The organism is Pseudomonas sp. GD03944 (assembly GCF_029839275.1).
Classification (GTDB): Bacteria; Pseudomonadota; Gammaproteobacteria; order Pseudomonadales; family Pseudomonadaceae; genus Aquipseudomonas.
In genome coordinates, this window is record NZ_JAOCAH010000020.1 from 1 (window position 1) to 24,405 (window position 24,405).

The 24,405-nt window shown below is 63.7% G+C and carries 23 protein-coding genes; 11 read left to right on the forward strand and 12 right to left on the reverse strand.

Features of this window, described 5'->3' with window-relative positions; genetic code table 11:
• Positions 1 to 258: 258 nt before the first annotated feature.
• Both N5C28_RS22335 and N5C28_RS22340 read right to left on the reverse strand, forming a co-directional pair.
• Positions 259 to 1,482, reverse strand: coding sequence for a CaiB/BaiF CoA-transferase family protein (locus tag N5C28_RS22335; protein ID WP_279825556.1), 1,224 nt, complete (start codon positions 1,480 to 1,482; stop codon positions 259 to 261).
• 61 nt (positions 1,483 to 1,543) lie between these two features.
• On the reverse strand, positions 1,544 to 2,725 hold the full coding sequence (locus N5C28_RS22340) for an acyl-CoA dehydrogenase (RefSeq protein ID WP_279825557.1): 1,182 nt from the start codon (positions 2,723 to 2,725) through the stop codon (positions 1,544 to 1,546).
• A gap of 175 nt (positions 2,726 to 2,900) precedes the next feature.
• Between N5C28_RS22340 and N5C28_RS22345 the strand changes: the two genes are divergently transcribed.
• The 9 genes from N5C28_RS22345 to N5C28_RS22385 all read left to right on the forward strand — a co-directional run bounded on the left by N5C28_RS22345 (position 2,901) and on the right by N5C28_RS22385 (position 11,149).
• Entirely contained in the window at positions 2,901 to 3,797 is an 897-nt protein-coding gene (locus N5C28_RS22345; protein WP_279825558.1) for a LysR family transcriptional regulator, read from the forward strand.
• A 535-nt stretch (positions 3,798 to 4,332) separates the two neighbouring features.
• Positions 4,333 to 5,454, forward strand: a complete 1,122-nt coding sequence (locus N5C28_RS22350; protein WP_279825559.1) for a Re/Si-specific NAD(P)(+) transhydrogenase subunit alpha — start codon at positions 4,333 to 4,335, stop codon at positions 5,452 to 5,454.
• Between the two features lie 15 nt (positions 5,455 to 5,469).
• Positions 5,470 to 5,784 (forward strand): NAD(P) transhydrogenase subunit alpha, encoded by a 315-nt coding sequence (locus N5C28_RS22355; protein WP_058171402.1) that lies wholly within the window; start codon positions 5,470 to 5,472, stop codon positions 5,782 to 5,784.
• Positions 5,785 to 7,224: an NAD(P)(+) transhydrogenase (Re/Si-specific) subunit beta gene (locus N5C28_RS22360; RefSeq protein WP_279825560.1), complete on the forward strand. Its 1,440-nt coding sequence runs from the start codon at positions 5,785 to 5,787 to the stop codon at positions 7,222 to 7,224.
• A gap of 417 nt (positions 7,225 to 7,641) precedes the next feature.
• Positions 7,642 to 7,857, forward strand: coding sequence for a DUF1127 domain-containing protein (locus N5C28_RS22365; protein WP_279825561.1), 216 nt, complete (start codon positions 7,642 to 7,644; stop codon positions 7,855 to 7,857).
• A gap of 236 nt (positions 7,858 to 8,093) precedes the next feature.
• On the forward strand, positions 8,094 to 8,303 hold the full coding sequence (locus N5C28_RS22370; protein ID WP_279825562.1) for a DUF1127 domain-containing protein: 210 nt from the start codon (positions 8,094 to 8,096) through the stop codon (positions 8,301 to 8,303).
• 94 nt (positions 8,304 to 8,397) lie between these two features.
• Entirely contained in the window at positions 8,398 to 8,715 is a 318-nt protein-coding gene (locus N5C28_RS22375) for a DUF2388 domain-containing protein (protein ID WP_279825563.1), read from the forward strand.
• A 164-nt stretch (positions 8,716 to 8,879) separates the two neighbouring features.
• Entirely contained in the window at positions 8,880 to 9,200 is a 321-nt protein-coding gene (locus tag N5C28_RS22380; RefSeq protein WP_279825564.1) for a DUF2388 domain-containing protein, read from the forward strand.
• Positions 9,197 to 11,149, forward strand: coding sequence for a DUF4105 domain-containing protein (locus N5C28_RS22385; RefSeq protein WP_279825565.1), 1,953 nt, complete (start codon positions 9,197 to 9,199; stop codon positions 11,147 to 11,149). Before N5C28_RS22380 ends, N5C28_RS22385 begins: the two co-directional genes overlap by 4 nt.
• A 21-nt stretch (positions 11,150 to 11,170) precedes the next feature.
• Here the strand turns inward: N5C28_RS22385 and N5C28_RS22390 are convergent, their stop codons facing one another.
• The 10 genes from N5C28_RS22390 to N5C28_RS22435 form a co-directional block, all read right to left on the reverse strand.
• A complete protein-coding gene (locus N5C28_RS22390; protein ID WP_279825566.1) occupies positions 11,171 to 13,591 on the reverse strand; it encodes a TonB-dependent receptor in 2,421 nt (806 codons plus the stop codon).
• 66 nt (positions 13,592 to 13,657) lie between these two features.
• A complete protein-coding gene (locus N5C28_RS22395; RefSeq protein ID WP_279825567.1) occupies positions 13,658 to 14,608 on the reverse strand; it encodes a FecR domain-containing protein in 951 nt (316 codons plus the stop codon).
• On the reverse strand, positions 14,602 to 15,114 hold the full coding sequence (locus N5C28_RS22400) for a sigma-70 family RNA polymerase sigma factor (RefSeq protein ID WP_279825568.1): 513 nt from the start codon (positions 15,112 to 15,114) through the stop codon (positions 14,602 to 14,604). Before N5C28_RS22400 ends, N5C28_RS22395 begins: the two co-directional genes overlap by 7 nt.
• A gap of 124 nt (positions 15,115 to 15,238) precedes the next feature.
• Positions 15,239 to 15,643: a GFA family protein gene (locus N5C28_RS22405; RefSeq protein WP_279825569.1), complete on the reverse strand. Its 405-nt coding sequence runs from the start codon at positions 15,641 to 15,643 to the stop codon at positions 15,239 to 15,241.
• Between the two features lie 185 nt (positions 15,644 to 15,828).
• Positions 15,829 to 17,094, reverse strand: coding sequence for an OprD family porin (locus N5C28_RS22410; protein ID WP_279825570.1), 1,266 nt, complete (start codon positions 17,092 to 17,094; stop codon positions 15,829 to 15,831).
• Positions 17,095 to 17,222: 128 nt separating this feature from the next.
• Positions 17,223 to 18,539, reverse strand: coding sequence for an MFS transporter (locus N5C28_RS22415; protein WP_279825571.1), 1,317 nt, complete (start codon positions 18,537 to 18,539; stop codon positions 17,223 to 17,225).
• A gap of 182 nt (positions 18,540 to 18,721) precedes the next feature.
• Positions 18,722 to 19,360, reverse strand: coding sequence for an N-carbamoylsarcosine amidohydrolase (locus tag N5C28_RS22420; protein ID WP_279825572.1), 639 nt, complete (start codon positions 19,358 to 19,360; stop codon positions 18,722 to 18,724).
• 10 nt (positions 19,361 to 19,370) lie between these two features.
• Positions 19,371 to 20,123, reverse strand: coding sequence for an Asp/Glu racemase (locus tag N5C28_RS22425; RefSeq protein ID WP_279825573.1), 753 nt, complete (start codon positions 20,121 to 20,123; stop codon positions 19,371 to 19,373).
• Entirely contained in the window at positions 20,120 to 20,941 is an 822-nt protein-coding gene (locus tag N5C28_RS22430; protein ID WP_279825574.1) for an alpha/beta hydrolase, read from the reverse strand. The genes N5C28_RS22425 and N5C28_RS22430 overlap by 4 nt, the downstream gene beginning before the upstream one ends.
• The gene (locus N5C28_RS22435) at positions 20,938 to 22,086 is read right to left on the reverse strand and encodes an FAD-dependent monooxygenase (RefSeq protein WP_279825575.1); all 1,149 of its coding nucleotides are present in this window, start codon (positions 22,084 to 22,086) and stop codon (positions 20,938 to 20,940) included. Before N5C28_RS22435 ends, N5C28_RS22430 begins: the two co-directional genes overlap by 4 nt.
• A 317-nt stretch (positions 22,087 to 22,403) precedes the next feature.
• Between N5C28_RS22435 and N5C28_RS22440 the strand changes: the two genes are divergently transcribed.
• Both N5C28_RS22440 and N5C28_RS22445 read left to right on the forward strand, forming a co-directional pair.
• Complete coding sequence (locus N5C28_RS22440; protein ID WP_279825576.1) at positions 22,404 to 23,456, forward strand: 2,5-dihydroxypyridine 5,6-dioxygenase; 1,053 nt, start codon at positions 22,404 to 22,406, stop codon at positions 23,454 to 23,456.
• Between the two features lie 101 nt (positions 23,457 to 23,557).
• Positions 23,558 to 24,007, forward strand: coding sequence for a MarR family winged helix-turn-helix transcriptional regulator (locus tag N5C28_RS22445; protein WP_279825577.1), 450 nt, complete (start codon positions 23,558 to 23,560; stop codon positions 24,005 to 24,007).
• Positions 24,008 to 24,405: the final 398 nt, after the last annotated feature.

The following is a 24,405-nucleotide window of genomic DNA, read 5'->3' on the forward strand; positions in this document are numbered from 1 at the left end:
CTGACCGAACCACCAACAGAGCCAAACCACCACCCCATCAGCCCGGCGCATTCTACTCGAATCCGCCGCCAGTGCAACCTCTTATTTCGTCTAACTCATTGTTTAACAAGGAGTTTTCAGATCGGGCTGCGCCGGAAGTGGTGCGCATTATAGGCCCGCAGAATTCCTCGTCAACCGATTATTGCGAGAAATATCAAATACTTGCCGAACGGCACCTATAGCCTCGAAAAACGCCTCTCTCACATAGAAGCGACAGACCTACAGCACACCCGCCACACGCAACTCGGCGATCTGCTCAGCCCTCAGCCCCAGCCATTGCTGCAGCACCTGTTCGGTATGCTCCCCCAATAACGGCGGCGCCTGTCGATACTCCACAGGCGTAGCCGACAGGCGAATCGGGCTGGCCACCTGGGGCACCACACCGGCCAGTGGATGCGGCAGCTCGACCCTCAAGCCACGCGCCTGCACCTGAGGATCGGCGAAGACCTGCTCCAGGTCGTTGATCGGCCCACAGGGAACGCCCGCCTGCTCGAGCGCAGCAATCCACTCCTTGGTGGTCTTGAATACCGTGGCCTGACGAATCAACGGGATCAGCTCCGCCCGGTGCGCCACCCGCCCCTGGTTCGTGGAGAAGCGCGGGTCATCCGCCACGCCAGCCAACCCCGCCACCTCGCAAAATTTACGAAACTGTCCGTCGTTACCCACCGTCAGGATGAAATCGCCATCGGCGGTCGGGAAGTCCTGGTACGGCACAATGTTCGGGTGTGCATTGCCCAGGCGACGTGGTGCTATCCCAGTGGTCAGGTAGTTCATCGCCTGATTGGCCAGACACGCCACCTGCACATCGAGCAGCGCCATGTCGATGTGCTGCCCTTCGCCGGTCTGCTCCCGACTGGCCAGCGCCGCCAGGATCGCCGCCGTCGAGTACAGGCCCGTGAGAATATCGGTCAGCGCTACGCCTACCTTGACCGGCCCCGCGCCCTCCTCGCTTTCGGCCCGCCCGGTCAGGCTCATCAAACCACCCAAGCCTTGGATCATGAAGTCGTAACCCGCCCGCTTGGCATAGGGACCACTTTGACCAAAGCCGGTGATCGAGCAATAGATCAGGCGCGGGTTGATGGCTTTCAGCGTGGCGTAGTCGAGACCATAGGCCGCCAGACCACCCACCTTGAAGTTTTCGATCAGGATGTCCGACTTCGCCGCCAGCTCCCGCAGCAGGGCCTGCCCCTGGGGCTGGGTGAAGTCCACGGTCAGCGATTGCTTGTTGCGATTGGCCGCCAGGTAATAGGCCGCCTCTCCGGTAGCCTGCCCCTCCGCATCCTTCAGATAGGGCGGCCCCCAGTGACGGGTATCATCCCCCGCGCCCGGCCGCTCGACCTTGACCACATCAGCCCCAAGGTCGGCGAGGATCTGACCGGCCCACGGCCCCGCCAGCACTCGGGACAGATCCAGAACACGCAGATGGGAGAGCGCGCCAGCCATGACAACTTCCTTCTATATAGAAGAAGGGGTGCCGACGAACGCGCCGCACCCGTGGATTGACTCAGAAGAACGCCTGGATGCCGGTCTGCGCGCGCCCCAGGATCAGCGCATGCACGTCATGGGTGCCTTCGTAGGTGTTGACCACCTCGAGGTTGACCAGGTGGCGCGCCACACCGAACTCGTCGCTGATGCCATTGCCGCCGAGCATGTCCCGCGCCAGTCGCGCGATATCCAGTGCCTTGCCACAGCTGTTGCGCTTCATGATCGAGGTGACTTCCACCGCCGCCGTGCCTTCGTCCTTCATCCGCCCCAGGCGCAGGCAGCCCTGCAGGGCCAGGGTGATTTCCGTCTGCATGTCGGCCAGCTTCTTCTGCACCAATTGGTTGGCAGCGAGCGGCCGACCAAACTGCTGACGGTCCAGGGTGTATTGACGCGCGGTGTGCCAGCAGAACTCCGCCGCGCCGAGCGCACCCCAGCTGATGCCATAACGGGCCGAGTTCAGGCAGGTGAACGGCCCCTTCAGGCCACGCACATCCGGGAAGGCGTTTTCTTCCGGGCAGAACACGTTGTCCATGACGATCTCGCCGGTGATCGATGCGCGCAGACCAACCTTGCCGTGGATCGCCGGCGTGCTGAGCCCCTGCCAACCTTTCTCCAGGACGAAACCGCGAATCTCACCCGCCTCGTCCTTGGCCCAGACCACGAACACATCGGCGATCGGGCTGTTGGTGATCCACATCTTGCTGCCGGTGAGCCGATAGCCACCGTCCACCTTTTTTGCCCGCGTGATCATCGAACCCGGGTCGGAACCATGATTCGGCTCAGTCAGGCCGAAGCAGCCGATGTACTCGCCCGACGCCAGCTTGGGCAGGTACTTCTGCTTGGTGGCCTCGCTGCCGAACTCGAAGATCGGCACCATCACCAGTGACGACTGCACGCTCATCATCGAACGGTAACCGGAATCGATGCGCTCCACTTCGCGAGCGATCAAGCCATAGCACACGTAGTTCAGGCCACTGCCGCCATAGGCCTCGGGGATGGTCGCACCCAGCAGGCCGGTCTCGCCCATTTCGCGGAAGATCGCCGGGTCGGTCTGCTCATGACGGAAGGCTTCGAGCACACGGGGCGCCAGCTTGTCAGCGGCGAACTGCCGGGCGCTGTCACGCACCATGCGCTCCTCTTCGCTGAGCTGCTGATCCAGCAGCAATGGATCTTCCCAGTTGAACTGCGCTTTACCCGCCATGAGCCAATCCTCGATACGTGACAGTGAATGCAGGGCGCGCCTGCTCGATAGATTCAGCCTAGGCACCCAGGCCCCAGGGAGCAAACGAGAATTCCGCACTCATCTGTGCATAAACCTCACTTCGAGATAGTCTGGAACGGCCTTTATCTCCATCACGAGTGAGTGCTTCGCATAGATGCGCCGCAAGATCCCCAGCACCACCGCCCTGATCGCCTTCGAAGCGTCCGCCCGGCACCAGAGTTTTACCCGCGCCGCCGACGAGCTGGCCCTGACCCAGGGCGCCGTGTGTCGGCAGATCGCCAGCCTGGAAGCGTTTCTCGGGGTCGAGCTGTTTCGCCGCTCACGCCGGGGCGTGGTCCTCACCGAAGCCGGCACCGCCTACAGCCGCCAGGTGGCGGCACAGCTGGACGCCGTGGAGCGCGATACCCTGGCCCTGATGGGCGCGCAAGGCGCCATGAGCATCGAGTTGGCGGTGGTGCCCACCTTCGGCACCCAGTGGCTGCTGCCCCGGCTCAAGGCCTTCCAGCGATTGCACCCGGAAGTCACCGTGCACCTGACCAACCGCACGCGTCCGTTTCTGTTCGCCGACACCCACTTCGACGCGGCCATCTACTTCGGCGATGCCGAGTGGTCCGGTACCGAGGCGCACTTCCTGATGCACGAACACCTGCTGCCGGTGTGCAGCCCCGCCCTGCTTGGTGGCCAGCCGGCGAGCGCATCGCGCATCGCCGAACTGCCACTGCTGCAGCAGACCACCCGCCCCTATGCCTGGCGCCAGTGGTTCACCGCCCAAGGGATGAGCGTTGCCCGCGACATGACCGGGCCGCGCCTCGAACTGTTTTCCATGCTCGCCCAGGCCGCTCGCCATGAGATGGGCGTCGCCCTGATCCCGCCCTTCCTCATTCAGCGAGAACTGGATGAGGGTAGCCTGATGGTCGCCCTGGACAACCCCGTACCGCACAACGACCGCGCCTATTACCTGATGGTGCCGGAGCGCAAAGCCCAATCCGCAGCGCTCACGGCCTTTCGCGACTGGCTGCTGGTCGAGGCAGGCGCCTACCGCCAACGCTGATCAAGAGTCGCGTGCGGGCGCCCATTCGCCCAGCGCTGCGAACACGGTGGTGCGTTGTCCCGGAATCCCCGCACCAGATACCGAAAAGCCCCAGCCAGCCTGGCCTGCAGCAAAGTAGTGACTCGATCACAGCACTACATAAAAAGTTCAACCTAAAATGGCTGAAACGCCCGTCACCACTGGCATTCACGCTATTTCGAACAGCCTGTGCATTACCTTCCACACCCTGCCGGGTGCGACAATCTGTCATTCACATGACGAATGCCCCCATCCACGCTACAGGCAGCGCCAGCAAAGGCCTAAGCTAGAAACGACGCGGCCTGCAGGACGTATGAAAATTCGTCATGCGCCCATAACTTGTAGTTATCCAAATTTTTTACTCCATAACTTATTGTAAGGGCTCGTGTTCGCCTGCAAAATGCCGCGCCCGGCCCGATTGCTGTGTCGGTCGGGCAGGTTTGTGCTGATCCTCCTTTCGCTGGCGTGCCATCCGTAGTGCGCCGGTTCACTAAAAAGATCACGCAGGAGATTTAACGTGCACATCGGTGTTCCTCTCGAAACCCACGCAGGCGAGACGCGGGTAGCCGCAACGCCCGAGACCATCAAGAAGCTGATCGGCCAGGGTCATCAGGTCACTGTGCAGAGCGGGGCGGGCGTCACCGCCAGCATCCCGGACAGTGCCTATGAAGCCGTTGGCGCAACCGTTGGCGACAGCGCCGCTGCCTTTGGCGCCGAGCTGGTGTTGAAGGTCGTCGCGCCGAACGATGCCGAACTGGCCCTGATGAAACAGGGTGCCGTGCTGGTCGGCATGCTCAATCCGTTCAGCAACGAAACCATTGCGCGCCTGAATGCCCAGGGCATCACCGCCTTCGCCCTGGAGGCCGCCCCGCGCACCTCCCGCGCGCAGAGCCTGGATGTGCTGTCCTCGCAGGCCAACATCGCCGGCTACAAGGCCGTGCTGCTGGCGGCGCATCACTACCCGCGCTTCATGCCCATGCTGATGACCGCTGCCGGCACCGTGAAGGCCGCGCGCATCCTGATCCTGGGTGCCGGTGTGGCAGGCCTGCAGGCCATCGCCACGGCCAAGCGCCTGGGCGCGGTGATCGAGGCCTCCGATGTGCGCCCGGCGGTGAAGGAACAGATCGAGTCCCTCGGCGCCAAGTTCGTCGACGTGCCGTTCGAGACCGATGAAGAGCGCGAGTGCGCCCAGGGCGTAGGCGGCTATGCCCGCCCGATGCCGGCGTCGTGGATGGAACGCCAGGCCAAGGCCGTGCATGAGCGCGCCAAGCAAGCCGACATCGTCATCACCACGGCACTGATTCCGGGCCGAAAGGCTCCGACCCTGCTGCACGAGGCCACCGTTGCCGAGATGAAGCCGGGCTCCGTGGTCATCGACCTGGCCGCCGCACAGGGCGGCAACTGCCCCCTGACCGAAGCCGAACAGGTGGTGGTCAAGCACGGCGTGACCATCGTCGGCCACAGCAACCTGGCGGCCCTGGTGCCGGCAGACGCCTCGGCCCTGTATGCGCGCAACCTGCTGGACTTCCTCAAGCTGGTCATCGACAAGGACGGCCAGTTCCACCTCAACCTCGAAGACGACATCGTCGCCGCGTGCCTCATGTGCCGCGACGGTCAGGTCGTCCGCACCAACGGCTAAGGGGAGCGCACAGACATGGATCTGATTTCCGATGGCATCTACAACCTGATCATCTTCGTGCTGGCGATCTACGTCGGCTACCACGTGGTCTGGAACGTCACCCCCGCCCTGCACACCCCACTGATGGCGGTCACCAACGCGATCTCGGCGATCGTCATCGTCGGCGCCATGCTCGCCGCGGCGCTGACCGTCACCCCCCTGGGCAAGACCATGGGCACCCTGGCCGTGGCCCTGGCGGCGGTCAACGTGTTCGGCGGCTTCCTGGTCACCCGGCGCATGCTGGAAATGTTCAAGAAGAAGGCCCCGAAGGCCCCGGTGGAGAAGCACTAAATGAGCATGAACCTGATCACTGTTCTCTACCTCGTGGCCTCGGTGTGCTTCATCCAGGCGCTCAAGGGCCTGTCGCACCCGACCACCTCACGCCGCGGCAACCTGTTCGGCATGATCGGCATGGCGATCGCCGTGCTGACCACCGTGGGCCTGATCTACAAGCTCGGCGCCGAGCTGGCGACCCAGGGCATCGGCTACGTCATCGTCGGCCTGCTGGTCGGCGGCACCGCCGGTTCGATCATGGCCAAGCGCGTCGAGATGACCAAAATGCCGGAGCTGGTGGCTTTCATGCACAGCATGATCGGTCTGGCCGCGGTGTTCATCGCCATCGCGGCGGTGGTCGAGCCGCAGTCGCTGGGCATCGTCGCCAGCCTGGGTGACGCCATCCCGGCCGGCAACCGCCTGGAGCTGTTCCTGGGTGCCGCCATCGGTGCGATCACCTTCTCCGGTTCGGTCATCGCCTTCGGCAAACTGTCGGGCAAGTACAAGTTCCGCCTGTTCCAGGGCGCCCCGGTGGTCTTCAAGGGCCAGCACTGGGTCAACCTGGCGGTGGGCCTGGCGATCCTCGGCCTGGGCCTGTACTTCACCTTCACCGGCAACATCACTGCCTTCGCCATCCTGGTGGCCCTGGCGTTCGTGATCGGCGTGCTGATCATCATCCCGATCGGCGGCGCCGACATGCCGGTGGTGGTGTCGATGCTCAACAGCTACTCGGGCTGGGCGGCGGCCGGTATCGGCTTCTCGCTGAACAACTCGATGCTGATCATCGCCGGCTCCCTGGTGGGCTCCTCCGGCGCCATCCTCTCGTACATCATGTGCAAGGCGATGAACCGTTCGTTCTTCAACGTGATCCTTGGCGGTTTCGGTGCTGACGCCGATGCCGGCGCGGCAGCCGGTGGCAGCAAGGAGCAGCGCCCGGTGAAGTCGGGGTCGTCCGACGACGCAGCGTTCCTGCTGACCAACGCCGACACCGTGATCATCGTCCCGGGCTACGGCCTGGCGGTGGCCCGTGCCCAGCACGCGCTGATGGAACTGGCGGAAAAACTGACCCACCGTGGCGTCACCGTGAAGTACGCGATCCACCCGGTGGCAGGCCGCATGCCCGGCCACATGAACGTACTGCTGGCAGAGGCCGAAGTGCCTTATGAGCAGGTGTTCGAGATGGAGGACATCAACTCCGAGTTCGGCCAGGCCGACGTGGTCCTGGTGCTGGGCGCCAACGACGTGGTCAACCCGGCGGCGAAGAACGATCCCAAGTCGCCGATCGCCGGCATGCCGATCCTCGAGGCCTACAAAGCCAAGACGGTCATCGTCAACAAGCGCTCGATGGCCAGCGGCTATGCCGGCCTGGACAACGAACTGTTCTACCTGGACAAGACCATGATGGTTTTCGGCGACGCCAAGAAAGTCATCGAAGACATGGTCAAGGCCGTCGACTGATCCCCTGTCGGCAGCCTCCTGAAGCCCGGCCTTGAGCCGGGCTTTTTTTCGTCTGCCACACCCTTCGGCCAACCCCTGAAAAAGTGATACAGATCACTCGCCTCGATACTGAAAATCAGCAAAAAGCTGAACTTCAGGTCAGTCGATCAAACCGATCAATTTGAAACTGTACCTATAGACAAATCTCGCCGGTAACATGCTTCACAGGAAAATATCTCGCCTGTTGTACCGGTACGCGGCAAACCACTTATGGCCAGTACAGTTGACTGAAAAAACGATCAAACAGTTACAAAGCAACCTATCTAATAGGGCAACAATTTAATGCATCTGTGACTACTGAGTCGGTCGGCAAAAGCGGATTATTGATTTCAGTAAACAACCCTTACCAGACCCGCCACAAGCGGAAGGATGCACACCATGGAACGTACCCTCAGTTCCGACCTGCTCTTCGAACAAGCTTCCACCAAGACCCAGGCCGCCTGGCCGCTGCGCCTGATCGCCGCCCTGACCATATGGCAGCGCCGCATCGTCAGCCGCCGCCAACTGGCACGCCTCGATTCGCGCCTGCTCGCCGATGCCGGCATCAGCGAAAGCCAGCGCTACGTCGAGATGAACAAGCCGTTCTGGCGTTGAGCAGAGCGGCACCTGCCGCTCGCACACGACTTGCGACAAAGCCCGCCATTGGCGGGCTTTGTCATTTCTGGCGTCGCACGTCCGATACAGATTCCGCCCACCCGAGCAGAACAGTTAGCAGGAAATCCAAACTGCGCCAATACAATCCTCTTCCACTGTGTCTGCCGGTTCTCGCCCGATAGCGCGACGATGGTCTCTCATACCCCTACTCCGCATGACGCGGAAGGTTGAAGACCATGGAGCAGATACTCAGCCGCTCGGCACACGCCCTTCAGAGCCCCCCACACCGCGCCCCTCAATCTGGCCTGCTAGCCCTCCTGCGGCGCTGGCAACTGAACCGCCGCACCCGCCAGCAACTGGCCCTGCTGGATGAACGCCTGCTGGCCGACGCGGGTATCAGTCCCAACGAACGCAACGCCGAACTGGACAAGGCCTTCTGGCAATAAGCCAGGCTGTGCCGCGCCGGACGCCTGCGCTACCCTTGCGCCTGAACGGGCACGACAGCAGGTCGTGCTCCCCTGAGCCCTGGGAGTGATCGGGATGAATTCTGTGCGTGTAATCGGTTTCGTCACCTTGATGGCGGCGGCCTCCAGCGCGGCGGCAGGCAGTTTCCTGCTCACCACCGACACGGTGCTCGGCGCCGTGGCGGCAACGGTGGATGGCGTATCCGATCTCACCTCGTCCCTGCAGGACGCCAAGGTGGTACGGGCGGCCCGGGATGACGCCGCCAGCTTCGTCGCCAGCGAAGGCACGATCCGCGGTGCGCGCCTGGAGGCGGCGTTGCGCTATATCCGCCAGGAAGCGCCCGCACTCGTCGCCGACGACCTGCAATTGGCCCAGGCCATTCTCAGCCGCTGACCCCGCGGGCCACGGGCCGGTCAAGCCCATGCTGGCTCCCCCCGAGACATTCCGTTAGCCTTGTGCCGACCCCATACAGACAGCCCATCCTTCATGGCCTGCCGGAACTGATGCGGTCGTTCGTCGTCGAATCGCCATTCCCTGATTTATTGGAGACTCCGTCCATGCATCGCCCGTTGCTCGCCGCCGTTGCGCTGGCTGCCCTGTTCGCCGGTAACGTCCAGGCCCAGACCCTGGTCGCCACCAGCAATATCATCGTGCGCGCGCTCGACCGCACCATCAACTTCACCTCGGACACCACCACCTCGATTCGCGACATGAAGGTCGTGATCGCCGCCCGGGATGACGCCGCCAGCTTCGTCGCCAGCCAGGGCGAGATCCGCGGTGCACAACTGGAAGCCGCACTGGTCGCCGTGCGCACCCACGTACCCGAAGCCCAGCACGCGTCCGACCTGGACCTGGCCGAAGCCATTCTCGCGCTGTGAGCAAACGCCCTGCCTGGCTCCTGACGCTGGCCCTGTTGGCCAGCACCAGCAGTCAGGCCGCCCTGCGCCTGGTCCTGGATGCCGAGCCGCTCGATGCGGCACAGCGCCAGGCCAGCCAGGCCTTGCTGGACGAAGCCAGCGCCGCCCTCCCCCCGCTGTTCATCCAGCGCCTGGACCGCGATGTCCCGGTGCGCTGGACACCGATGCCCACCGACATCTATGGCCGCGCCGGTCGCTTCAGCGGTATCGAGCTGAATGCCGGCCTGCTGCCGGCGCTGACCGACGGCCGGGCTGCCGAGGACCGGACCGACCGCCCCCACGGCACCGTCCGCCAGGAACTGCTGGCCACCGTGCTCCATGAGCTCACTCACCTGTACGACCGGGGCCAGTTCTGGCCAGCGGCCGACCGGCGCCAGCAGCAACGCTGCCGCCAGCGCGAGAAGAGCCAGGGCCTGGTCGGCCTGCCCGATGACTGCCGTGGCCAGACCGAACGGCGCTTCACCCTGAGCGATGACCCGACCTTTCTCGACCTCGCCGGCTGGCCCCAGCAGGTCGGCACCCGGGGCGAGCGCGAGCGCAACAACGGCCAGGTGGCCCGGACTCCGGACCCTTACGAGCTGAGCAACCCGCGCGAGTTCATCGCGGTGAACATGGAGTACTTCCTGCTCGACCCGGCCTACGCCTGCCGCCGGCCGAGCCTGGCCCGCTACCTGGGAGAGCATTTCGGCTGGTCGCCCGCCAACCAGGCACCGTGCGCCAGCGAGCTGGCCTACCTGAACGCCGGCCGCGATTTCGCCCGCCAGCCACTGGGCAGCCTGGACCCCGAGCGGGTCTATGAGGTCGACTACCTGCTGGCGGAAGCCAACCAGGCCTGGGCCAGCCGCTGGGGCCACAGCATGCTGCGCCTGGTCATCTGCGCCCCGGGGCGCCCCCGTGGCCCGGATTGCCGGCTGGATCTGGAGCACCACCTGGTGCTGTCCTACCGCGCCTTCGTCGGCGACGTGCAGCTGTCCAGCTGGGACGGGCTGACCGGCGTCTACCCGTCGCGCCTGTTCGTCCTGCCGCTGGAGCAGGTGATCGAGGAATACACCAAGGTCGAGCTGCGCAGCCTGGCCTCGGTGCCGCTGAAACTGCAGCGCCCGGAACTGGAACAGTTGGTGGTGCGCGCCGCCGAGCAGCACTGGAGCTACGACGGCGACTACTACTTCATCTCCAACAACTGCGCGGTGGAAACCCTCAAGCTGCTGCGCAGCGGCAGCCGCAACCCCGGCCTGCAGGCGCTCGACAGCATCATGCCCAACGGCCTGCTCGACACCCTGGTGGCACGCGACCTGGCGGACCGCAGCGTGCTCGACAACCCGCAGGAAGCCCTGCGCCTCGGCTACCGCTTCGACTCGTTCCGCGACCGCTACCAGGCCATGTTCGCGATCCTGCAAACGCGCCTGCCGATTACCCAGAACACGGTCGAGGACTGGCTGGCCCAACCGTCCAGTGAGCGCCGCCCGTGGTTCGAGCAGGCGGACCTGCGCACCAGCGCGGCGCTGTTGCTACTGGAGCAAGCAGCCCTGCGCCGGCAACTGCTGCTGGCCCAGGACGAACTCAAGCGACGCTACCTGACCGGCCGTGCGGCCAATGACCCGACCCTGAACAAGGCCGGCGGGGCGCTGGACCAGATTCTGGCCAACAGCGGGTTCCTCAGCCGCCCGGCCGAGCTGCTGGAAGGCGGTTACGGCCTGCCGCAACAGGCCGAATGGCAGCGCCTGGAAGCCGAGAGCCGCAACCGCCAGCAGCAACTGCGCCAGCTCAGCGACGACCTCGACCATGAGGTACGGGGCCTGCTCGAACCAGCGCGGCTGGCCGAGCTGGAAGCCAACGAGGCCAACCTAACCCAACTCGGCGACCACCTGCGTGCCCTGCACAAGGCCAGCGGCGGGGTGCAGCTGCCCTGACCGAGTCGGTCAGGGCCGGTTTCAGAAACCGACGGTGGCCGACAGGATGAAGGTGCGCGGCGCCGACAGAGTCAGGCCGGGTTCGCTGTCATCCGAGGCACCCGCCGAGATCCAGTCCCGCGAGTCCGCCACGTTTTCGACGTTGCCGCGCAGGGTGACGTCCGTGCCATCGACCTTGAAGGCATAGCGCGCGCCGACGTCATAGCGGGTCCAGGAGTCGATTTCCTTGGTGTTGGCCTGATCCAGGTACTGCGAGCTGCTGTAGATCTCGCGGCCGGTGAGCGTCAGGCCCGGCACGCCCGGCACGTCCCACTCGATACCCAGGTTGGCGTTGAACTTCGGTGTGGCCGGTGCGCGGTTGCCGTCGGTCAGGCCGCCCACGGTATCGTTCAGCTCGCTGTCGATGTACATCACGCCGCCCAGCACGCGGAAGCCCTGCACCGGCTCGCCGAACACGCTCAGCTCCACGCCGTCGTTGACCCGCTTGCCGTTGGGGCCGAACACCCGGGACGTGGCGTTGGTCTCGTAGGCCGGCTGCTTGATGCGGAACACCCCAGCGGTCAGGGCGAACGAACCGAAGTCGTACTTGGCGCCCGCTTCGACCTGGCGGCTGATGAAGGGCGGGAAGATCTGGTCTTCGTTGATCGAGGTCGACGGGGCGATCTTGCCCTGGCTCAAACCTTCCATGTAGTTCGCGTACAGCGACAACTGGTCGGTGGCCTTGAACAGCACGCCCACCGATGGCGAGAGTTTTTCCTCGTCGTAGGCGGTCGGGCGCTTCACGCCGCCGGCCCAGTCGTCCACCTTCACCCGCTGCCAGCGCGCCCCCAGGGTCAGCAGCACGCGGTCCTCCATGAAGCCCAGGGTGTCGGACAGCGCGACGCCGGTGAAACGGTTCTCGGTGTAGACCTTGACGTCGGAGCGCGTCGGCGTGGCCGGCGTCGGGGTCGGCCGTGGGTTGTAGAGGTTGCTGGGGGACGCCGCATAACGCGCGCCGCCGTTCTCGAAGTCGAAGGAGAAGTAGTCGGCAGCCAGGTTCACCTCATGGCTGACCGACCCGGTCTGGAACCATTTGCGCAGGCCCATGTTCACGGTGCGCACGTCCTCGTCACGGGTGAAGTCTCGGGGCTGCACGCTGAAATCGCCGGCGTCGTTGGTGATCGACACGTTGTGCCGCAGGAAGTCGTGGTTGCTCTTGCGTGCCCCCACGGCGCCGTAGACCATCAGCGAGTCATCGATGTCGAACTCGCCGCGCAGGGCACCGAAGGTGTCGCGGGTCCGCGCCTTGCTCCAGGCCTGTGCATAGTTGTGCCGCACATCATCGGCGTCCGGCACCTTGGCGTTGGCGCCGACCAGCACCCGTTCCTGGGGCGCATCGGTATCACGCTCGGTATGGCCCACGTCCATTGACAGGCGCAGCCGCTCGTCACGCAGGTCCAGGCCCAGCACCGCCATCTCGCGGTTGACCTTCTGGTCATCCCATTCGGTATCGCCCGACTGCTTCACGCCGTTGAAGCGAATACCGAAACGGTCCCCTTCGCCGAACCGACGGCCGATGTCCACCGCACCGCCCACCTGGCTGTCGGACACATAGCTGCCGGTGAATTCGGTGATCGGCTTGCTGGTCGCGCGCTTGGGCACCACGTTGACGCCACCGCCGACGCTGCCGCGTGGCGAGATGCCGTTGACCAGTTGGGTCGGCCCGCGAAGGATGTCGACGCGGTCGGCCATCTCCATGTCGATCGAGTAGGTCGGCAGGATGCCGTACAGGCCGCCGTAGGACACGTCGCTGTTGAACAGGCTGAAACCGCGGATGGTGAACTGCTCGAAGCGTCCGCCCGCCGGGTTGGTGGAGCGCACCGCGGGGTCGCTGGCGGTCAGGTCATTCAGGGTCCGGGCCTGATTGTTCTTCACCGCCTCGCTGGTGTAGGTGGTCATGCTCAGCGGCGACTCCATGAAGTCCCGCGAGCCCAGCAGTCCCTGGGAACTGCGGCGCGCCACCTGGCCACCGGCGTAGCGCTCGCCGTCGAGGCTATCGGCCGGCAGCGTGAGCCCGGTGATCGCCGTCGGCGCGATTTCCAGGGCCCCGGCGTCCTCGGGCACCGGGATCAGGGTATAGGCCGAGCTGCCGACCGGCTGCAGCTGCAACCCGCTGCCCTGCAGCAGGCGCGCGAAGCCTTCGTCGACGCTGTAGCTGCCGGACAGGCCCGGGCTGCGACGCCCGCCCACCAGGGCCGGGTCCACGGAAATGCTCACCCCCGCCTGGCTGGCGAAGCGGGTCAGGGCCGCCCCCAGGTCGCTGCTCGGCACGTCGTAGGTACGCTCCTGGGCGTGGGCCACCAGCGGTGCGACCGCGCCGAAGCCGAGCAGCAGGCTCAGGCACACGGAGGAGCAGGAAAGGGAATGCAGCGGGCGCTTGCGGAACGGGGGTACGGCGGGCATCGGTGGAACTCTCTTGTCGATTCACTTACTTCCCATGACAAGCGAGTAAGAAAAAGGGGACAGGCCTCAGGCGTTTTTTTCACGGGGCACGAGCGTGACCCAATAGCGCGTGCGGGTGCGCACCTCCAGCGGCAGGCTGGCGGCCAGCAGCGCAAGGATCTGGTCCGTGTCGTCCAGGCGGAAGCTGCCGGTGACACGCAGCGATTCCAGGGCCGGCGACCAGCGCAGAATGCCGGGCCGGTACCGATCCAGCTCGCGCAGGAACGCACCGAGGGCCTGGTCGTTGGCGGTGATCACCCCTTCGCGCCAGCCGGGCTGCTGGGCATCGAAAGTCGCGATCGGCTCGACGCCCTGCGCCGTGAGACGTACCCGCTGACCCGCCTGCAACTGCAGCGTGCCGTGGCCACGGGTGCGCAGGATGCTCTCACCGGCGAACACCGAGAACTCGCACCCTTGCTCGTCCCGGCGTACGCAGAGTTCGCCGTGGGCCACCGTGGCCTGCCCGAAAGGCGTATCCACCCTGAACGGCGTGGCATCGGCCAGGCGCAGGGCAATCTCGCCGCGCACCAGGGACAGGCGCCGCTGCCCGGTATCCAGGTTGACGGCCGAGGCAGTGTTCAGTGCGAGCACGCTGCCGTCACCCAGGGACAGGTTACGCCGCTCGCCAGTGGCGGTGGACAGGTCGGCGCGCCAGGCCTCGAGGGGCAGTTCGCGGGTCACCAGCCAGGCAGCAGGTGCCACCGCGGCCACACCCAGCATGCCCTTGAGCAGGCGTCGACGCCCCGGATCGGGACGGTCCAGGCTGGCCATCGCCAACTCGGCGGGCAACCCGGAAAAGCGCTGGCGCAGCGCCTGGGCCTTCTGCCAGGCGTGTTCGTGACTGGCGCTGAGCGCGCGCCATTGCTGCAACCCGGCATGGTCGCGCTCGCTGGCCGAGCCCGATTCGATCAGCGCCAGCCAGCGCGCCGCGGAACGCGCGACGCTCCGGGCGTCGTCACTGACGTCGCGGTTCAGCACAGTTCCACCAGCAGGCAATGCTCGTAGGCCTGGGCCATGTAGCGCTTCACGCTGCGCTCGGAGACCTCGAGCCGCTCGGCGATTTCCCGGTAGCCCAGGCCCTCCAGTTGGCTGAGCAGAAACGCCCGGCGCACCACTGGCGGCAGGCCGTCGAGCAATTCATCCAGCTGCTGCAGGGTTTCCAGCAGCAGCCAGCGCTGCTCGGGGGACGGCGCGCAGGCCTCGGGCAACAGCGCCAAGGCGTCGATGTAGGCCTGCTCCAGGCTGCGGCGCTTGTGGAAATTGATCAGCAGCCGCTTGCCGATGGTTTTCAGGTACGCCCGCGGCTCCTGCAAGTCGGCGATCTGCTGCGAGCTGGCCAGCACCCGTACGAAGGTGTCCTGTCCCAGGTCGGCCGCATCCCAGCCGTTGCCCACCCGGCGGCTCAGCCATTGCTCCAGCCAACTGCGGTGATCGCGGTAAAGGTCGTGGAAAGCCTGCTCACTCGATACCGTCGTACCCGACATACCGCGCACTCACTGCGGAAACCAATAATGAGATCGATTCTAATTAACATGCGTAGCAAACGGTACCCTCGGCCCTGCGATTTGTCGTGACGTTCATCGGTGCAAGGCGGCGAACGCGGGGCAATCAGTCGATGCGCTCTTCGTCTTCCTCAGGCAGGTGCGGGTCCAGGTGCAGCCACGGCAGTCGGCTGGTGACCCAGATATGGCGGTCCGCCGGGGCCTGTTCCGGGTGATCCAGCGTGGCGATGGTGACATCCAGGGTCGTCGGGCTGTGCGAGGTGAACAGCGCCAGGTGCGCGCCACAGTCCACGCAGAAATAACGCGCGCAACTGGCGGAAGACTCAAAGCGCCGCGGCTCGCCGGCTAGCCACTCGAAGCTCGCCAGCGGCACCGTGATCCAGGTGGTGACGAGACCGCCGCTGCTGCGTCGGCACACCGAGCAGTGGCAATGGGCGATATCGCGCAAGGGCGCCTGGAACTGGTAACGCAAGGCTCCGCACTGGCAGCCGCCGGTATGGATATTCATCATCACCGCCTCTCGCAGTACTGCCTCACCGCTGAGAATGCTCCCGAATGAAAAGCAGCACCATGCCTTCGGATAACACTCCGCGTCCCAGGCGCGCGTGCTGTCTGCCGGGACCGCTCATCGTGGCTTGTCAGAAGCATGGCGCAAAGCCCGCACCGCCGGCGGCATCCGGCAGTGCGAGCTCTTTACTAGAACAAGCTCACCGTATAACTGACTATCAAGCGGTTTTCGTCAATGTCGGTTCGGTAGTTGGAGCGGGCCGTGACATTGCGCCAGCGCAGCCCGACCCCTTTGAACAGGCCATTCTGCACAACGTAGGCCAGATCCAGGTCACGCTCCCAGTCCTTGCCTTCATATCCCCGCCCGGTACGCACGCTATCGCCGGTGACGTAACGCAGAGTACTGGTCAAACCAGGGACACCCAGCGCCGCAAAATCGTAGTCATGACGTACCTGCCAGGAGCGCTCGCCAGGGGCGGAGAACTCATAGGTGGGCAGGGTATTACCCATGGGATTGGTATTGGCCCCTACCTGAATAAAGCCATCGTCACCGTCGATACGCTGGTGTCCCAGGTAGAAGGTATGGCCGCCGTGCCGAGCCGAGAGCAGGGCGAAGGCGGCCTGGTTATCCAGCTTGCCGGCGATGCTGCGCCCTTCGTCGCGGCTGTCGAAGTAGCCGGCGTTCAGCGCCAGTGTCCAGTCGCCGATCGGCTCGGCATGCTTGAAGCTGTAGAAGCGCTGCTGGTAGATGTCCTGCAACTGCGCCTGCCACAGGCCGACACTGGTGCGGTTGGTGTTGAAGGCGTAGTCGGCGCCAAGGTAATTGAAGCGATCACTGGTGAAGCGGGCGATGCGCGCCGGGTTGACCGGATCGTTGATCAGCCCGTACATCTCCTGGCGATCGGTGGAATCGCGCAGGCTGGTGGAACGCATTTGCCCGGCCTGCAGCGTTAGCCCCTGGATCTCGCTGGATACCAGCGCCGCCCCCTGATAGGTCGGCGGCAGCAGGCGCAGGTCGCTGTGCACCAGCACCGGCAGGTTAGGACGCAGTTCACCGACTTTCAGTTCGGTGCGCGACACCCTGGCCTTCAACGCTGCCCCCATGCGCCCGTACTCGTCGGCAGCCCGACCGTCGTGCACCGGTAGCAACCCGCTGCTGGTATGGCCACGGCCACTGTCGAGCTTGATGCCGTACAAGCCCAGCACGTCCACGCCAACACCCACCGGGCCCTGGGTATAACCCGAGCGAAAATCGAAGATGAAACCCTGGGCCCACTCCTGGGTTCTCGACTGTGGATTGCTGCCAACGATGCCGGAGTAGTCGCGACTGAAGAAATAATTGCGCAGTTGCAGATCGGCATGGGAACCCTCAAGGAAACCGGCCTCTTCGGCCTGGACGGCGATACTCAGGCCAGCGGCCAGCCAACCGGCGAAAACACGATGCAGACGACTCATGATCGACTCCAAAAAAAGCGCGCACGTCACCACGCGCGGCCTTTGGCAGCGCAAGCGAATGCAAAATAGGGGGGAAATTCCGCAGCACGTCCCGCGACGCGCTGCGGCAAACCAGGAGTGCTGCGTGCTTAGCGATTAACCAGCTTGGCCGGTAGCGCAATCACCAGGAAACAGCTGAGCAACAGGCAGCCGGCGAAGAACCACAACGCCGCGTGGGCAGTACCGGTCAGGTCGGTAACCAGGCCCATCAGCGAGTTGCTCACCAGACCGGCGATATTGGCCAACGAGCAGGCCAGGGCGAAACCGGTGGCCGCTGCCGTGCCCTTGAGAAAGGTCGCCGGCAAGCTGAAGAACACGGGCACGGAGCCGATGATCGCTGCCGAAGCAATGGAGAACAGGACCACCGTCATCACCAGGTTGTGACTGAAGATGGTACTGCTGGCCATGGCGATGGCGCCGATGATGAACGGCACGATGATGTGCCAGCGGCGCTCGCGATGGCGATCGGAACTGGCGCCAATCAACAGCATGCCAGCGAGTGCGGCAAGGCTTGGTATTGCCGTCAGCAGCCCGATGTGGAAGGTATCCATGACACCGGTATTACGGATAAACGTCGGCATCCAGAAGCCCATGGCATAGGCACTGAGCAGGATGGAAAAGTCGATACCACCGAGCATCCACACCTTGAGGTTGAAGAAGCCATCACGGAAGCTGTGCTTGCTGCCCTTGCCTTCCGCGTCGTCGGCCGCCAGGTCGCTGGCCAACCGCGCTTTTTCATCGGCACTGAGCCACTTGGCCTCGTTGAAGCGATTGGGCAATACCCAGAAGGTCAGGATGCCCAGCAGTACGCTGGGAATGGCCTCCAGGAAGAACAGCCACTGCCAACCGCGCAGACCGTGCATCTGATCGAAGTAGTCCATGATCCAGCCAGAAAGCGGTCCACCGATGACACTGGAAAGCGGCAGGCCGATCATGAACAGCGCAATGATCCGGCCACGCCGGTAGGTCGGGTACCAAGTCGTCAGGTAGTACAGCACCCCCGGCAGGAAGCCCGCTTCCGCAGCCCCCAGCAGAAAGCGGATGATGTAGAACTCCGTGGTGGTGGTGACGAACATGGTGCAGCCCGACAGCACGCCCCAAGTGATCATGATTCGGGCGATCCAGACCTTGGCACCAACCCGTTCCAGTATCAGGTTGCTGGGAACCTCGAAGATGATGTATCCGACGAAAAACAGACCGGCGCCGAGTCCGAAAGCGGCCTCGCTGAATTGCAGATCGTCGAGCATCTGCAGCTTGGCGAAGCCGACGTTGATGCGATCCAGGTAGGCGGCGAGGTAGCAGAAACACAGGAAGGGGATCAGCCTCCAGGTCACTTTGCGATACAGCTCGCGGGTACTGTCGGTCGCACTGCCCAGGGCAGTGCTGGTGTTGGGTACGTAAGACATTGCGTTGTCTCCTGGCGGTGACTTGTGATTTTTGTTGAGGCCAGCAGTTGTCGACGCACCCAGGCGTCACCAACTGGCGACCGTCCAAGGCAGCGTCAGTGCCACACCATGGGCGTGGCAGCCATCCCGCACGAGGATGGCCAGTGGAAAAAACGGCGTACCGCAGATTCCTTATTGGGTATTCACGCAGACAGTTGAGCGAGATAAGCCAGGGCCTCCTTCAGCCCCACCACATCGCCGTATTTACTATCGATGTCGAAGAGGTTGGCTTCGTGTGGTGCCTGGTGCCGGTCACCTACGCAGTCGCGCACAACGATGGTTCGAAAGCCGTGCTGCACGCCGTCAACTGCGCTGGCGCGGATGCAGCCACTGGTCGAGCAGCCGGCCATAAGCAATGTGTCGACGCCCTGCGCGTGCAGCTGAGAAGCCAGGCTCGTGCCGAAAAACACACTGGCGTACTGCTTGGTCAGAACCTGCTCGCCTGGCTGCGGAACCACCTGCGGACAGAACTCGGCGAGCGGGTTGCCCTCGATCATGGCCTTCATCACCGGCGCCTTACGCACCCACATGCCCCCATCGACACAGTCGTTGGCCAAGTAGCGGATATTGCTGTGCACCACTGCAATACCGGCGCGGCGCGCACCTGCCAACAGCGCCACCGACTGCCCCACCGCCGCAACCACACCCGGTGCATATAAAGGAGCACCCGGCGTGGTGTAGGCCTGCATGAAGTCGATCATCAGCAGGGCGGGACGGCTGCCGAAACCGATGCGCTGCCCCCACACGCCCTGGTAGTTGTCGCTCAGGCTTTGCTCCTGCATGGCCATTTCCTCAGTAAGCACCGGACAACAGCGCGCCGGCGCCCGGTACAACCGGTTCCAGATCCAGCGCCTTGAGCAGGGCGTAGGTGGTGGCAATGGCCGCAGTCACCACCGGCTTGCCGGTTTGCGCCTCGACCTTGGCGACCGCCGCCAGCGAGGGCATCTGTACGCAGGCGGAAAGCACCACCACGTCGACCCCCTCCAGGTTCATGCTGGCAACGATGCCTGGCAGGTTGGCCGGATCATGGCGGGCCACATCGAGGTTGTCGGGGATTTCCAGGGCACGCCAGTCGACCACCTCGAAACCTTCCTCGCGGATGTAGTTGACCACCAGTTCGGTCAACGGCTTCATGTACGGCGCGACAATGGCGATACGCTTGGCCTGCATGACCTTGAGCGCTTCAACCAGGGCGCCGGCACTGGTGACCACTGGCGAATTGGCGTCGTTGTCGACCGTTACCTGGCGCAGGCGCCGCTCGGACTGGCGGTGATAGCCCAATCCCATGGCCATGATCGCCACCAGGCAGGCGTAACCCAGCACGTCGACCTGGGCGTCGGACAACTCCAGCGCGCAGCGATCCGACTCGGCATCCATGGCCGCCAGTTCTTCCTTCTTCACCTGTTTCATGCGCATGCGCGCCGAGTGAAAGGTGAAGCGCTCCGGGCGAATGGCCTGGCGTGCCAGCAGCATCGCCGGGATTTCGGTTTCCATGGTGGTATTGGAGCTCGGCACGATCTGGCCGATACGGTAGAGCCTGTTCATGGCTGAATCCCCTGGCGAATCGGCTGACCGAGAAAGTCGCCGAAGGCAGCGAAGAACCCCTCGAGATCGTCCCAAGGGATCATGTGTCCTGCATCCGCGACGCGAGCGACCTGCAGGTCGGTTTTCAGTTCGCGCAGCTCGACTTCGTCGGCCGGCTCGATGACACCACCACGCCCCGCGACCATCAGCAGCGTGGGCTGCTGCACGGCCGGCAGATGCTGGTGAATGTCCACCGTGTGGAACTCCTCGAAAGCCTGCACGATGGCTGGTTCAAAGCAGGTGTGCAGCCACTCGGCGCGCAGTTGCAGTTGCGCCAGGCTCCAGGTTGGGCAGAAGGCTTTCATCGCCTCGGCATCCATGCCCTGCTCGGCCTGGCGAATCGAGTCGACGTACCAGGGCAGCTTGCTCGGATAGGCGCGCCGGCCGGGGCCGGACACCGGTGGGTCGATCAGCACCAAGCGCTCCAGCCCGGGAGCACCTAGAGCAGCGGCGCGAACGGCGAAGCGCGCACCCATCGAGTGTCCAAGCAGGCTATACCGCGTCAATCCCAGCGCCGCAGTGAAAGCGAGAATGTCCGTAGCACAGGTGTCGGTGTCATAGGCCAGTTGCGGACCGCTCGACGACAGGCCACGGCCACGCACATCGAGGATATAAGTATCGAACTGACGCCCCAGCACCTCGCCAACAAAACCCCAGGTAATGGCCGGGCTGGTGATGCCGGGCACCAGCACCAGCACCGGGCCCTGCCCGCCGTAACGCAGGTAGTGCTGGCGGATGCCGTTGGCTTGCACGTTTCCGCCGCCAATCAGGGTGCTCATGCCGTTACCCCGCTTTTCAGCGGATGGGCGTAGACGTCATAGCCGTAAACCCAGGCAGGATCTTCCTGAGTACGCAGGAACGTGTTGGCATTGGAGACCGCCTGCACACGCGATGCACGTTCCTTGCGATTGGTCTCATAGAGTTCGAAAGCCGTGCGGAAATCCGATAACCCGGTTTCCTGCAGACAGCGGGTAAGCATCGCCGCATCCTCGATCGCCATGCCGGCACCTTGCGCCATGTGCGGCTTCATCGGGTGGCAGGCATCGCCCAGCAACACCAGACGACCACGGCTCCACAGCGGCAGCGGGTTGCGATTGCGCAGTGGCCACTTGGTAATGTCCTCGGCGGAGCGGATCAGCTTCTGCACCGTGGGGTGATAGCCCTCGAACGCGGCCAGCATTTCTTCCTGGCTGCTGTCGACATAGTTGCCCTGGAAGTCCCAGGCCTCATGCGGCACTCCCGAGACGAAGTAGTACTCATCACGCTTGCCGGTGGTGTGATAGACCATCAGGTGACGATCATCCGTCCACCACTTCACACAAGGCTCGAACAGATCGGCGTGACGGACCAGGCTTTCACCGCGAATCAACGCACGGTGCGCGACCCAACCGCTGTAGATGGGCGATTCGGCACCCAGCAGCTCCTCGCGTATCTTCGAATGAATGCCATCGGCACCGATGACGATATCGGCGGTAGCTTCGGTGCCATCGGTGAAGCTCAGGCGCACCTGATCGCCTTCATCGACGATGCGCTCCAGCTTCTTGCCGAACTGCACCGAGCCCGGCGCGATGCTGTCCATCTGCAAGACATGCATGTCGCCACGATGAACGGTGATATAGGACGCGCCGTACTCGCGACGAGCGAACTCACCCAACGGAATGCGCGACAGATACTCCCCTGACTGGCCGTCGCGGCTATGCCAGAAATCAGGATGCGAGCCCATTTCCTCGAGTGGCTTCTCCAGCCCCATGCGCCGGAAGATCTTCATCACGTTCGGCCCGACGTGAATACCGGCCCCTAGTCGGGAGAACTCCGGTGACTGTTCGTAGACGGTGACTTCAAACCCTGCCTGCTGCAACAAGGTGGCGGCAGCCGCGCCTCCCAGACCGGCGCCGACGATGGCAATTTTCTGCTGAGCCCCCATGGGCATGTCTCCTCTTCTTGGGTACGACCATGCGGGATATCCCGCCAGACGATTACAGTGTATGCACTGTAATTTTAAAAAGTGAAGAGGCCTTGTCGATTTTTTAAAAAACAGCTGTTTGAATCTCACAAACAAGATCAAGCCGCTTACTAATGGGGATTGTGTAGATCGGTAACGTAACACCAAGAACCTTGCCAACTGCTTTTGCTTGGTGTTTTATCTATCCAAATAGAGTGCACACTCTTTAAAAACGCACCGAAATGCAGCGCGACACACCAAGTCGGTGCAGTCCCTTCACACCCACCAGGAGGCATGTCATGCCGGTAAGTGATAGCGAACTGACCCAGATGTTCGAACAGGTGCTGACCCTGTCCAGGGTCGACGCGACCCAGAGCGTCGCCATTCTCAAGAGTCATTACTCGAACCCGCGCACCGTGCGCGCAGCGATGGATGCCGCGCAGCGCCTGAAGGCCAAGGTGTATGCGGTAGAGCTGCCGTCCTTCAACCATCCGCGGGCGATGGGTAACGACATGACGGCCTACTGCGGCGATACCGCGCTGACCGGCAACCTGGCCGCACAGCGCGCCCTGGAGGCCGCCGACCTGATCGTCGATACCATGATGCTGCTGCACTCACCGGAGCAGGAACAGATACTCAAGACCGGCACTCGCATCCTGCTGGCGGTGGAGCCACCCGAAGTGCTGGCGCGTATGCTGCCCAGCGAGGAGGACAAACGTCGCGTACTGGCCAGCGAGACCCTGCTCAAGCAGGCGCGCAGCCTGCACGTGAAATCCGCTGCCGGCAGCGACTTCCATGCCGACCTGGGACAGTACCCAGCGGTGACCGAATACGGTTTCGCCGACGAACCCGGGCGCTGGGATCACTGGCCCAGCGGGTTTCTGTTCAGCTGGCCGAACGAAGAAAGTGCCCAGGGCACCCTGGTGCTCGACATCGGCGACATCCTGCTGCCGTTCAAGAACTACTGCCGCGAGCGCATCACGCTGGAGATCGACAAGGGGTTCATCACCCGCATCCACGGTGGATTCGAAGCCGAATACCTGCGCGACTACCTGAAGTACTTCAAGGACCCCGAGGTCTACGGTATCTCCCACATCGGCTGGGGCCTGCAGCCTCGTGCCCAGTGGACAGCCATGGGCCTGCACGACCGCAACGACGGCATGTGCATGGACGCCCGCGCCTTTTACGGTAACTTCCTGTTCTCCACCGGCCCGAACACCGAAGTGGGCGGCACCCGCAAGACGCCGTGCCACTTGGACATCCCGCTGCGCAACTGCGACATCTACCTGGATGATCAGGCCGTGGTACTGGCCGGCGACGTGGTGTATCCCGAAGCCTCCAGAGCCAGCTGACCCGCGTAGGGGAGCATCCAGCGCTGCTCCCCTACAACCAGACACGCCGCAACGCTACACGGTTATACTCGACACACTGCGCCTCGAACCGAACCCTTCCCATGTCGACCGAAGATTTTCCAGCAGACAACTATCAAGTGACCGAGCAGATCGGTCACCTGCTGCGCAAGGCCTACCAACGCCATACGGCGATCTTCCAGCAGAACGCCTGCGACGCTCAGCTCACCTCCATCCAATTCGTCACCCTATGCGCCCTGCAGGATCACGGCCCCAGCTCCCAGGCCGAACTGATCAAGGCCACCGCCGTCGATCAGGCCACCATCCGCGGCATCGTCGAGCGCCTGAAGGCTCGAGGCCTGGTCGCCCTGTCACCAGACCCGGATGACCGACGCAAGATCATCGTCGAGCTCACCAGCACTGGCCAGGCCCTGCTGACCGAGATGATTCCCTGTGCCCAGCAGATCAGCGAGCTAACCATGGGCAGCCTCAACCCAGGCGAGCGTATCGCCATCCTCTACCTGCTGCGCAAGATGAACGACAACAACGAATGACCCCCCGGCCACACCACTGACGCAGACGGGATCAGACTGCCCATAAGCCTGATCTCGATCTTATCGCGGTGCGCGTGGCCAATTTGGTGGGCTGAAGCCCACCCTACAGCGCATCCTCGATCACCGTAGGGTGGGCTTCAGCCCACCAAAGTCGCGTGCCAGTCCCCGCCTTTCACACCGTAGAACGTAGCGCGACCAGCCGCAGGCGTATCCCGGGGCCGAAGGTCTGATCCGCCGCCCAATACAGCTCATCGAACGCTCGCTCTTGCCACCTTGCGTGGCGTACATGAGCAAACGCCTACCGACATTACCTCCTGCCGCCTCGTCAATGGCCCGTTCCTTGCGTACATGAATACGCACTTCATGTAGTAAGCACTTAATGAACAAAATCCCCTTGC

Bases quoted from the DNA above. Each gene is read 5' to 3' on its own strand.
- N5C28_RS22335 (WP_279825556.1), bottom strand. From the start codon at position 1,482: ATGGCTGGCGCGCTCTCCCATCTGCGTGTTCTGGATCTGTCCCGAGTG.
- N5C28_RS22340 (WP_279825557.1), bottom strand. From the start codon at position 2,725: ATGGCGGGTAAAGCGCAGTTCAACTGGGAAGATCCATTGCTGCTGGAT.
- N5C28_RS22345 (WP_279825558.1), top strand. From the start codon at position 2,901: ATGCGCCGCAAGATCCCCAGCACCACCGCCCTGATCGCCTTCGAAGCG.
- N5C28_RS22355 (WP_058171402.1), top strand. From the start codon at position 5,470: ATGGATCTGATTTCCGATGGCATCTACAACCTGATCATCTTCGTGCTG.
- N5C28_RS22360 (WP_279825560.1), top strand. From the start codon at position 5,785: ATGAGCATGAACCTGATCACTGTTCTCTACCTCGTGGCCTCGGTGTGC.
- N5C28_RS22365 (WP_279825561.1), top strand. From the start codon at position 7,642: ATGGAACGTACCCTCAGTTCCGACCTGCTCTTCGAACAAGCTTCCACC.
- N5C28_RS22370 (WP_279825562.1), top strand. From the start codon at position 8,094: ATGGAGCAGATACTCAGCCGCTCGGCACACGCCCTTCAGAGCCCCCCA.
- N5C28_RS22375 (WP_279825563.1), top strand. From the start codon at position 8,398: ATGAATTCTGTGCGTGTAATCGGTTTCGTCACCTTGATGGCGGCGGCC.
- N5C28_RS22380 (WP_279825564.1), top strand. From the start codon at position 8,880: ATGCATCGCCCGTTGCTCGCCGCCGTTGCGCTGGCTGCCCTGTTCGCC.
- N5C28_RS22390 (WP_279825566.1), bottom strand. From the start codon at position 13,591: ATGCCCGCCGTACCCCCGTTCCGCAAGCGCCCGCTGCATTCCCTTTCC.
- N5C28_RS22400 (WP_279825568.1), bottom strand. From the start codon at position 15,114: ATGTCGGGTACGACGGTATCGAGTGAGCAGGCTTTCCACGACCTTTAC.
- N5C28_RS22405 (WP_279825569.1), bottom strand. From the start codon at position 15,643: ATGATGAATATCCATACCGGCGGCTGCCAGTGCGGAGCCTTGCGTTAC.
- N5C28_RS22410 (WP_279825570.1), bottom strand. From the start codon at position 17,094: ATGAGTCGTCTGCATCGTGTTTTCGCCGGTTGGCTGGCCGCTGGCCTG.
- N5C28_RS22415 (WP_279825571.1), bottom strand. From the start codon at position 18,539: ATGTCTTACGTACCCAACACCAGCACTGCCCTGGGCAGTGCGACCGAC.
- N5C28_RS22420 (WP_279825572.1), bottom strand. From the start codon at position 19,360: ATGCAGGAGCAAAGCCTGAGCGACAACTACCAGGGCGTGTGGGGGCAG.
- N5C28_RS22425 (WP_279825573.1), bottom strand. From the start codon at position 20,123: ATGAACAGGCTCTACCGTATCGGCCAGATCGTGCCGAGCTCCAATACC.
- N5C28_RS22430 (WP_279825574.1), bottom strand. From the start codon at position 20,941: ATGAGCACCCTGATTGGCGGCGGAAACGTGCAAGCCAACGGCATCCGC.
- N5C28_RS22435 (WP_279825575.1), bottom strand. From the start codon at position 22,086: ATGGGGGCTCAGCAGAAAATTGCCATCGTCGGCGCCGGTCTGGGAGGC.
- N5C28_RS22440 (WP_279825576.1), top strand. From the start codon at position 22,404: ATGCCGGTAAGTGATAGCGAACTGACCCAGATGTTCGAACAGGTGCTG.
- N5C28_RS22445 (WP_279825577.1), top strand. From the start codon at position 23,558: ATGTCGACCGAAGATTTTCCAGCAGACAACTATCAAGTGACCGAGCAG.